This is a genomic window from Paenibacillus sp. 1-18 (assembly GCF_000520755.1).
GTDB classification, from domain to species: domain Bacteria; phylum Bacillota; class Bacilli; order Paenibacillales; family Paenibacillaceae; genus Paenibacillus; species Paenibacillus brasilensis.
The window spans coordinates 40,591-51,692 of sequence record NZ_ASSB01000226.1 but is presented as its reverse complement, the minus strand read 5'-3'; the positions used below and the strand labels follow the sequence as shown (position 1 = coordinate 51,692).

Sequence of the window (11,102 nt, the reverse complement as noted above, 5' to 3'; positions counted from 1 at the left end):
GGAAAAACTGCGGGGCTTTGCGGCAGGACAGGATGGAGTAGAGAATCTGTACAGAGGGCAGATAAAACGTAATAAAGATACATTGGCTACTTTAGCTGTGGATGAAGAGATGCAGGAAACGATTGAGAAATGGATTCAACGTGGAAAATATGGGAAAATTGCAGATCTATGGGCGAAAAGTTTTGCTTTTGATTGGAACAAACTCTATGGTTCGGCTAAACGGAGAAAAGTCAGCCTTCCCACCTATCCTTTTGCAAAAGAACGCTATTGGATAGATGAAATTGGTGAAAATAATGGCAATAACCGGGCGGCCCCTGCGGAGACCTCCGTGATTCATCCTCTGCTGCACCGGAATACTTCCGACCTGCTGGAGCAGAGATTTACTTCAACCTTCACGGGCAAGGAGTTTTTCCTGGAAAGCCACATTGTTAAGGGTCAGCGGGTTTTACCCGGAGTAGCGTACCTTGAGATGGCCCGGGCTGCGGTGGAGCATGGGGCAGGGGCATTGATGGAAGAGCAGTCAGGGATAAGACTAGAGAACATCGTTTGGGTACGGCCTATTATTGCGGGAACCCAATCGGTTCAAATCCACATCGGCCTCTTCCCAGAGAAAGATGGAGAGATTTCCTATGAAATCTATAGTGAACTCAAAGACAAGGAACCGATCATTTATAGTCAGGGCAATGTGGTGCTGAATGTGGTTAAAGAAATCACAACCCTGAATTTAACTGCCTTGCAGCAACAGTGCAATCAAGGAACTTTTACATCTGCCCAATGCTATGAAGCTTTCCGCGCTATAGGGTTTGATTATGGTCCGGGGCATCAAGCAATAGAGAATGTATATATGGGATCTGGTCAATTGCTGGCAAAACTATCTTTGCCTCCATCTGTTTCTGCTACGCGAGGTCAGTTTGTCATTCATCCAAGTTTGGCAGATGCTGCTTTACAGACATCAATGTGCTTAATGATGGGTTCACATGAGCTTAAGACAGCGGTACCCTTTTCTTTAGACGAAATCGAAATATTTGGAAGCAATACTGCTTCTATGTGGGCTTTTGTCAGGTACAGCAGGGGCAGCGAAGAAGGAGACAAGATCAGGAAGCTTGATGTTGACTTGTGTGATGATAACGGGAATATTTATATGAAATTGAGAGGATTTACCTCCAGAGTGTTTGAAGGTGATGCGGATTCTGAAGGAGCTTCAGTAAATACCGGTACTTTAATGCTAAAGCCCGGCTGGAATGAACAACAGGTTCTGCAAGGGGGCTTGGCACCTGTTTATGGCCAACATGTAGTTATACTTTGCGGGCAGGATGAAGCAGCCAGGGAAAAAATTGAAACTCATATAAACGGAGTTCAGTGTATGATTTTGCAGTCTCAACAGAGCAACATAGATGAACTGCTCCAGATATATACTGTAGAGATCTTTGAAAAAATTCAAAGCATTCTGAAAGAAAGACCTAAGGATATGGTGCTGATCCAGGTTGTTGTTCCTGCCAGGGAGGAGCTGCAATTTTTATCCGGTTTAACCGGTCTTCTAAAAACGGCGCAGTTGGAGAATCCGAAGCTTATAGGGCAGTTAATTGAAGTAGAATCATGGGAAGGTTCAGAAGGAATACTTGAGAAACTGAAAGAGAACAGCCGCAGCCCGGTTGATACTCGCATACGATATCAGGAAGGTAAACGGTTCGTTACGGCCTGGAGCGAAATCGAAGCTATCCGCGAAACAGCGGAACTTCCATGGAAGGATAGGGGCATATACCTAGTTACAGGTGGTGCCGGCGGCTTGGGACTTATCTTTGCCAAAGAAATTGCAAACAAAGTAAAGAATCCTACACTGATTCTCACCGGACGATCCCTGCTTGGCGCGATCAAACAGGCTAAGCTTGACGAATTAAAGGCTCTGGATGCCAGAGTTGAATACAGGCAACTGGATGTGACTCAAAGAGAGGATGTTATTGATTTCATACGAAGCGTCCAGGCGGAATTCGGAGGCATCAACGGAATCATACACAGTGCTGGTGTAATCAAAGACAATTTCATACTAAGAAAAAATAAAGCAGATCTGCTAGAGGTTCTGAAGCCTAAAGTTAGCGGGCTGTTGAATCTGGATCACGCGAGCATGGAACTGCCGCTTGATTTCTTCATTCTATTCTCATCGACAGCAGGGTGCTTTGGCAATGTAGGCCAGGCTGACTATGCTGTAGCTAATGCTTTTATGGATGCCTATGCCAGATATCGCAATACTTTAATATTATCGAAGCAACGGCAAGGTCAAACCTTATCTATCAACTGGCCACTGTGGAAAGATGGCGGCATGAGTGTCAACGCAGAAATTGAAAAAACATCGGAACAAAACAAAGGTATAGTTGCCATGCAAACCAAAACCGGAATTCAAGCTTTATATAAAGGCTTAGCTTCGGGCGAACCGCAGGTGATGGTTATTGAAGGTGATATTAGACGTTTTCAGGAAACACTCGAAAGACAGTTGCCTCTAGCGGAGGTTGTAACAACGAAGCCTGCTGTAGAAGCGACAAAAGGAGAACCTGTAATAGAACAACATTTGCTTCATGAGAAAGCTGTAAATTACTTTAAAACCCTGCTTTCATCAGTGATTAAACTGCCTCCTCACCGTATTGAGGCAGATGCCCCTATGGAAAAATACGGCATAGACTCAATCATGGCAATGGAATTGACTAATAAATTGGAAAAGCCTTTTGGTTCATTATCCAGAACATTGTTTTTTGAATATCAAAGCATTCAAGAATTAACCGGGCATTTCCTTGAATCCCATCTGGATAAATTAATAGAACTTTTAGGAATTAAAGAGAATGCCATTGAGGACGGCAAAAATTCAAAGAAAAATGTTGCTGAGCCAGAGCCTGTAAAGCAATTGTTCAATAGTCACAGAAGGCTGAGGTTTACTTCCTCACGTATGAAATCGAAGCCGGAAAAATTACCTGAGGATAATGATATTGCTATCATAGGACTTTCAGGGCGTTATCCCGGAGCAAAAAATATTCAAGAATTCTGGAATAACCTGAGGGACGGGAAGGATTGCATTACAGAAATTCCTGGTGATCGTTGGGACCACAGTCTTTACTTTGATGAGGCTAGGAACACCATTGGAAAAACATACTGTAAATGGGGAGGATTTATTGAAGACATAGATAAATTTGATCCTTTATTCTTCAATATTTCGCCAAGAGAAGCGGAAATTATAGATCCTTTGGACCGCCTGTTTCTGGAGACAGTCTGGAATGCACTGGAAACCTGCGGATATACCCGTGAGAATTTACAACGCCTGTATCAGGCTAACGTCGGAGTTTTTGCCGGTGCGATGTATCATCAATACCATTCTTTTGATTTGGACATTTCCAAAGAATCAGCAATGGCAATATCATCCTACAGCTCCATTGCAAATAGGGTTTCTCACTTTTTCAACTTTCAGGGACCGAGTGTAGCGATTGATACGATGTGTTCTTCTGCCACGATCGCCATTCATATGGCTTGTGAAAGTCTTATAAAAGGTGAATGCCAATTGGCAATAGCCGGAGGTGCTAATCTTTCCATTCACCCTAGGAAATATTTGGGATTGAGCCAGGTGCAAATGCTTGGCAGTCACACAGACAGCAGATCTTTTGGTAAGGGTGATGGTTATCTACCTTCGGAAGGTGTTGGGGTAGTGCTGTTAAAGCCGCTGTCAAAGGCAAGAATGGACGGAGACTCCATTCTGGCTGTGATTAAATCAACATCAACCAATCATGGAGGACATACTAACGGATTCTCAGTTCCTAATCCGAACGCACAGGCTCAGTTGATTGAAAATAACTTTACAAAATCAGGGATTGATCCCCGTACAGTCAGCTATGTTGAAGCTGCGGCCAATGGGTCGGCATTAGGGGATCCTATCGAAATTACTGCCTTAAATAACGCTTTTCGTAAGTTTACAACCGATCAACAGTTTTGTGTAATCGGGTCTGTAAAATCCAATATTGGGCATCCGGAGGCTGTATCGGGAATGGCACAACTGACGAAGGTTATTTTGCAATTGCAGCATAAGAAATTGGTTCCGTCCATTAAGGTAGATCCGTTAAACCCTAATATCAACCTTGATCATACTCCATTTTATCTGCAAAAAGAGTTAATAGATTGGAAAAGACCAGTAATAACGATGGACGGAGTAGAACAGGAGTATCCAAGGCGTGCAACTGTAAGTTCCTTTGGAGCAGGCGGATCGAATGCACATTTAATTATAGAAGAGTATCTGCCCGTACAGGAGGATACAGTTCCAGGCCGGGATTCATCATCCCCTGAGCAGCATTTCATTGTCTTCTCAGCCAAGAATGTGATACGGCTTCAGCTTGTTGTCCGGCAAATGCTGGAGTTCCTACAGCTTCAAGACGGACATCGCCTATCCGATATTGCCCACACACTTCAAGTAGGCCGGGAAGCAATGGAGTGCCGATTGGCAATGGTAGTAAGCAGCCGGGAAGAGTTGATCGAGGGTATGGAGGCGTACTTGAAATCCAAAACTGAAAATTTAAGAATTGATGCCTCTGTTCCTATGTATACGGGGAATTATGAAGAGAATATTTCAGCAGGAATCAGAAGCCTGCTCTCAGGAAAACTGGAGGAGGTCTTGCTGCAAGAACTTATAGCCGAGAATAACCTTGAGAAGCTGGCACTATGCTGGGTACAAGGAAGTAAAATTCCTTGGGAGCTGTTGCACAGCGGTAAAGGTGCGCGAATAGTAGCATTGCCGACCTATCCCTTTGAGAAACGGCGCTGCTGGGTAGAGCATCAAAAGGCTACAGGGCTGAGCGTTAAGCTTGAAGTGCCTGAAGAAGTCGCAAATGAGGATACCGCAACAGAATTTGAATCTCTTTCAGACCAAGTAATGGATATACTGTCCATTGTCCTGGGAATGAGTCCATCAGAACTGGATATCAATAAGCCTTTGGAGCAATACGGATTTGATTCGATATTGCTGATGTCATTATTTCAACAACTGCAATCCAGGATGGAATTCTCAGTTACTTTGGACAATTTACGTGAAAGTAGAACGGCTCAGGATATTGTGAACATTTTGAAGGAAAAAAGTGCAGGAGTACATGAGCAGACTTCGATTCCTAAGGTAACAATTATCGTTCCAAAAGATTTATCCGAATATCCGGAAATAATTCACCTCAACGAGAGCGTGCATGGGCAGCCTGTGTTCTGGTTTCACCCGGGATTGGGCGGAGTAGAATCCTATCAGGGCATTGCCCGGAATTCACAAAGGCCATTCTATGGAATTCAGGCACGTGGGTGGATGTCCGAAAGGGAGCCGCTGCAAGGGATACCCTCTATGGCTGAATACTACATTCAAATCATTCAGGCCGTGCAACCGGAAGGACCCTATGATCTGGGCGGGTATTCGCTGGGGGGAGATATTGCGTATGAAGCTACCCGGCAATTGCAAGAAATGGGGCAAAAAGTAAATACTATTGTTATGCTGGACACACTGGATAGCAATGCATTAAATGCGTTAAAAAACAGTGATAAAGATTTAATTCTGCAAACAATAAACGTCGCCCTCATTTCTGCAATGAAGCAAAAATCAGATGAGCCGCCTATGTTAATACATCGCGATGAAACCAATTTAGAATTAAGTGATGAAGTCTATTTAAATGAGCTTATTGAACTTGCAAAGAGCCGCGGATTGAATAAAACTACTGCACAATTACACAAAATGATACAAAAACATTTAGATATTCAAAAATCCTATAAATTGGATAAATTTTCCGTTTTGCCATTATTATATCCGGAAGAAGTGACATGCTACTATTTCCGTAACAAGGGCGGGAAGATTTATGGTGACCTGGAGCCCTATGCTTCTACAGTGCCTAATTTTTCACAGGCTGTAGATGGTTCAAAATACTGGGGAGACTGGGAACGGGAAATTCCAAAACTTTATATGATTGATGTGGATCCTAGCTGCCATATGACCATTTTTGATGAGCCGAATGTCTATGAAAAGATTCTTAAATTGTGTGAAAAATTATATTTTAAAAAGGTAGTTTCCGATAGGTACCTCAAGAATTTGATTGAAAATTTACAGTTAAGCGGTACTGGAAGTAAAGCTCCAGTATAATCAGTATTTAATGAATGGATTTAAGGTTCCCTAGCGGCAGAACGAGGGCCAGATAGGCTTTACACCGGAGCGGAGCGGGCCTGGAGCCTGCTTCGCCCATTCGGGAACGCCAGGTCTGCCAGAGGCTCCGGGTTAATCCCGGCACAACCGTTTGCGAGATCGACAGGTTAAAGTTTATATTTTTATTTACAAACAATGAAAAATATGGTATTGTGAATAAAGGAGCTTCGACGGGAGAATGCCAAGACCGACGTCATCTTCGGCATCGACCGACCGGACACTACTGGTTTACCCCATCGGAATTTTTGCAAAATACGCCAGTCCCACCCCAGATGACCGCATGATTTAAACTTCAAATATTCATTTGTTAACCAACGCTCAGATTTTAGCAAACGACAACAAAAGCACGGAGCATCCACAGATTTATTTCCATAAGGGCCGCGATCAATGCTATCCACATCTCTTGAAAATCCAAGAAAGCGCGAGCAAATGCAAGAAATGCATGGAATATTATACAAGGAGAGAATAAGTAAATGGGAGATTTTAACTCAAATCTAAACGACCCTAGCCAAGGGGAAGCTCTGACTACGTCAGACAAAAGCAGTAAAGCAAGGAAATCAGACCCACAGTCACTAGATCTTTTTAATGGGCCCATTGCTCTTACTACGCTGAAACTAGGCATTCCAATATTGATTAGCCAGTCCGTGCTATTTGCCCATATGATGGTGGATACTTTTTTTATATCCTTGATTGACCGGAATTCAACGGCTTTGCTGAGTGGTACAGGTTTAGTTTATAGCATATACTTGATTATTTATTATATATCCTGTTCCTTATTTATGGCGACAAGCTCCGTTACGGCCAGAGGCCTCGGCCAAAAAAATGAAGTGCTGATTAAAAGAACAGGGGACACCGGACTATTATTGGCATCGGTCATTTCGGTTATTACATTGGTTGTTTGTTCTATATTTGGGCGGAACATCATTGAGCATTTAGCGGGCAGCAAGATGTCAACTGAAGCTATTCAATATGGCGTTGATTATTTGTATTACATGATTCCGGGTATGCTATTCCAACTGTTAATGACAACTATTGGGGGAATACTGCAAGGGGAAGGTAAAGCAAAAGAAATTGGTATAGCTGTAACTGCTTCGACAATTATTAATATTATTTTAAATCCGATTTTGATTTTTGGTTTCAATATGGGAGTTAAGGGTTCGGCGTTGGCGACTTCAATCTCTGTCGGGTTAACTGTTGTATACTATTTATCTTTCTTTGTACGAGGAAAGACAACAATACAAATTCAAGGGAAAATATTTGCGCCAGACAGTAAAATTATTAAAGAAATTCTGTATATTGGTATCCCTGCTTCCATAGGCTTCTTGCTAATCAATACAGCAACCATGATATTGAATAACGTAGTAGGATCTATAAGTGAAGCATCAATGAATGCCTGGGTTTTGGTCAGCAGAACGGATCAAATGTTTTTAATCCCGGCATTCGCTATTGGGTTGTCTACAATACCCATGATCGGACAAAATTTTGGAGGGGAAAACTTTAAAAGATGTGACAAAATATTCTCCACAAATATCAAAATATGCATGATATCCGGCTTAGTTCTTGCAGCACTGTACATGTTATTTGCGCCTCAGATCTTTCAGCAATTTTCTTCTGTACAGGATGTTATAGATAACAGTGTAAGACAGGTCAGGCTGTTAACATTGACCAGCATTGGGCTTGCCGGAATTATTGTCACTTCTTTCGCTTTTCAGGCAATTGGCAAACCGATGCCCAATTTAGTCAGTGACGCTTTGCGTATGTTAATCACTTCATTTCCGGTGCTGCTGCCATTGCTTCATTTTCCCATCAAGAATATGAATCTTATTTTCATATTCTTTGGAAGCGGAAATCTGATAGCATTTTTGCTTCTGTATTTGTGGGCAAAACGCGAGTTTATAAAACTGAAAAATAAACCAACAACTACTGAGGCTTAAAACAAGGCGAGAGCGGGGCTTGCAGGCGCACAGTTCTGTTCACGGCTTATTCCTGCCGGAAGCTCTTTTTTTCGGATGAATAACCGCTTGCAGCCCCTGCTTCACATGGATTTTGCGAGTGTTCAAGATCGCATTGACACAAACATGCGAGTGATTGGCAATCTTACCCTCTTTCAAATTTCCACCGGGGCGCTGTTCGTCGGCAATCCTCGTAACTTTTCTACACATTTCCTAAAAGAGGAGATGAAATGATGAAACAAAATATAATATCCGTTGAACACTACACTCCAATTTTGATTGTCGGTACGGGTATCTCGGGGCTTGCTGTTGCTTATTATTTGTCAAAAAACCATATGAAGTACATGATAATAACAAAAAAGAATGCGCCCAAACAAAGCAACTCCTTCCTTTCAGCCGCTAATACGCGTGTTCCATCAGAGAATGAAATTAATGATATTATTAATCTTACTATTGATAAATGTGGGGCAGATCGGCCAGTTATTGAAACGCTATACAGGAATTCCGGCATAATTATAGATTTTTTTGAGGAACTAGGAATTCCTTATGAGAAAACCTCTTTTGGTATCATGCCTGAATGCTTGATTAAATCACATGGGGGAAAGAAATTAATCAATAGCTTGTTGCAGCATATTGAGCAACCGATTTGTAATAAAATTTTGATTCATTTGGAAAAGTCCGATCATGGAGTTATCGCATTATTTTATGACACACAATCAGATCAATTTATTAGAATCTATACTAATTATTTGGTATTGGCTACGGGAGGATATGCGGGACAATTTAGTTACAATGATAATTCGCCAGGTTCAACTGGTGAAGCGCATATTTTAGCTAAAAAAATAGGTGCAAGATTAAAGGGAATGTCAACAGTAATGTGTCATCCTTGGTCAATTTACAACGGAAGGCAAATTTTATTGGGCGGAGTTGTATCTATGAGTCAAGGGAAAATAGTAGATAAGGAAGGAGTTCAATTATTAAAAGATGACCATATCAGTGATGCAATTGCATGTGATGATTATCACGAAATGATTGATGAGATTTTAAAATTTCAACTCGATTGCATCAAACAAAAAAAGGATATGTACTTGGATCTGAGCCATGCTGATGAAAACTTATTGAATGAAAAATTCAAAAAATATGGATCAAGTCCTAATATTGTTAAAAATAAAAGAATCAAAATTACGCCAACGATGCACTATTCTTCAGGAGGAATCGAAATCAATGCTAATGCTGAGGTTATAAACTTAAATCGTGTTTTTGTTACTGGAGAAGCTCAATTTAATGGTGATCTTGGCATGGGAAGAATCCCTGGACAAGCCTTCGCATCGGGTATCGTCTTTGGTAAATTAATTGCCGACAAAATAACTAATGAAGGTGTTTTTAGTACGCAATATCAACCTTCATTTAAAGATCCGCCTGAAACAATGCGGCTGTATTCGAAAGAGAATAATGACTTTCCGATTGAAGAGTTTCAGAAGAAGTTGTCGGCTCTAATGATGGATCTGACCGCTTGCCATTCATCTGTTGTTCCTTTATTATTCCATAAAAAGAAATTACAAGAAAGTCAAAACATAATATTACGCAGAGCAAGAGGATGGGGAAAGCGGTACGAGGATATATTAACTTTATTTTTTGGATATTTTGTGGCAATGGAAATTATAGAAGATCTCGAAGGAAAGAATCAAAATATATGAGTTGGTGGTAGTCATGTGGGACATAAACTATGAAATTTACCAATTAAATACACGTTCCTATCGTTTTTCTAACTTTATATACATCATCATTGATAAGACGACTAGAAATGCATTGATTGTTGACCCGGCATGGAAGCTGAATATAATAGTCGACAAGTTAAATCAGTTGGATGCAGCTTTGCAGGGAATTCTCTTAACGCATTCGCACTATGACCATGTAAATTTGGTTGGTCCTTTAGAAGGGCTGTTTAACCCTTATGTATACATGTCGAAAGCAGAGATCGACTATTATGGATTTAGGTGCAATAATTTACAGGCCATAAAAAGGCGTAAATGATGATTTTGGTGAACATTTTCGGATGATAGCTATGACGGCCGCCGCCAGGGTAAGCTGCGTCGAAGATGGAATCGCTGAGCTGATTCACGGCGTCGTTTACGATTCGCACGAGGTGATTTTCGGGGATCCATGTTTCCAAATCCAATGGCAAAAAGAGTTGACCCATGGTATATTGAATGTACAAAGAAACTGTTCCTTTCGTAAAAGGTGGTTCGCACTTCCATTTTACCAAGAAACGGTTTCTTTTTGTTGTACATCTTTGAGAAAAGGGATGTCCCGTCATTTTTATACTTATGGGACATCCCCTTTTGATTTGTATAACCTTTTAACGCTGTGGTAAGATATTTTAATGCATTACCGCGTTTAAGCTTTTTAGTCAAAATAAAAAAGACGGGAAGGACCCGTCTCTTTTAGCTAGTAGCTTTTTACTGCTCTTGTGACCATTGCAGCATGCCGCCGGTCATGTTGGTACAGCCTTCATAGCCGAGCTGTTGCAAATATTCGCAGGCCCGTTCACTGCGATAACCGCTCCGGCAAATAAAGATGATTTCACCGGTACGTTCAATTTCTTCAAGACGGCCCGGAAGCTGTCCGAGCGGAATGTGCTTGGCACCTTCAATCATGCCTTCCGCTACTTCTTCCGCCTCGCGGACGTCGATCAACTGCAGTTGTTCTCCTGCTTGCAAGCGTGCGCGAAGCTCAGAAGGCTCAATCAGGGCGATTTGCGTCATGGCTGGACCTCTTTTCTGATGTAAAATGGGTATTGCTTGTGTTATTGAGGTGTGCGAAACATCACACACTCTATGTATGATAGCGAAGCGATCTCTAAGCTGTCAATTAGGCTGAACCTAAAGACAGATAAAGACTAGTCAACCTGCTGGATTAAACTATGGCAGGCCTAGATGAATATTCTATATTTT

5 protein-coding genes and 1 pseudogene are annotated in these 11,102 nt (G+C 41.7%); 4 read left to right on the top strand and 2 right to left on the bottom strand.

The features are described 5' to 3' along the window. Nucleotides 1-109 precede the first annotated feature (109 nt). The 4 genes from L693_RS0114145 to L693_RS30010 all read left to right on the top strand — a co-directional run bounded on the left by L693_RS0114145 (nt 110) and on the right by L693_RS30010 (nt 10,182). Nucleotides 110-6,136, top strand: a complete 6,027-nt coding sequence (locus L693_RS0114145) for an SDR family NAD(P)-dependent oxidoreductase (protein WP_231503651.1) — start codon at nt 110-112, stop codon at nt 6,134-6,136. Nucleotides 6,137-6,669: 533 nt separating this feature from the next. Beyond that, nucleotides 6,670-8,130: an MATE family efflux transporter gene (locus tag L693_RS0114140; protein ID WP_025717816.1), complete on the top strand. Its 1,461-nt coding sequence runs from the start codon at nt 6,670-6,672 to the stop codon at nt 8,128-8,130. A gap of 248 nt (nt 8,131-8,378) precedes the next feature. Further along, nucleotides 8,379-9,845: an FAD-dependent oxidoreductase gene (locus L693_RS0114130; RefSeq protein WP_231503650.1), complete on the top strand. Its 1,467-nt coding sequence runs from the start codon at nt 8,379-8,381 to the stop codon at nt 9,843-9,845. A 13-nt stretch (nt 9,846-9,858) separates the two neighbouring features. Further along, the gene (locus L693_RS30010) at nt 9,859-10,182 is read left to right on the top strand and encodes an MBL fold metallo-hydrolase (protein WP_049825160.1); all 324 of its coding nucleotides are present in this window, start codon (nt 9,859-9,861) and stop codon (nt 10,180-10,182) included. On the opposite strand, the pseudogene L693_RS32440 reads toward L693_RS30010, so the two are convergent. Together L693_RS32440 and L693_RS0114120 are read right to left on the bottom strand one after the other, a co-directional pair. After that, a pseudogene (locus L693_RS32440) lies at nt 10,169-10,366 on the bottom strand (transposase); the annotation flags it as partial. The gene L693_RS30010 and the pseudogene L693_RS32440 sit on opposite strands and share 14 nt — an antisense overlap. 241 nt (nt 10,367-10,607) lie before the next feature. Beyond that, nucleotides 10,608-10,913, bottom strand: coding sequence for a rhodanese-like domain-containing protein (locus L693_RS0114120; protein WP_010345522.1), 306 nt, complete (start codon nt 10,911-10,913; stop codon nt 10,608-10,610). Nucleotides 10,914-11,102 lie beyond the last annotated feature (189 nt).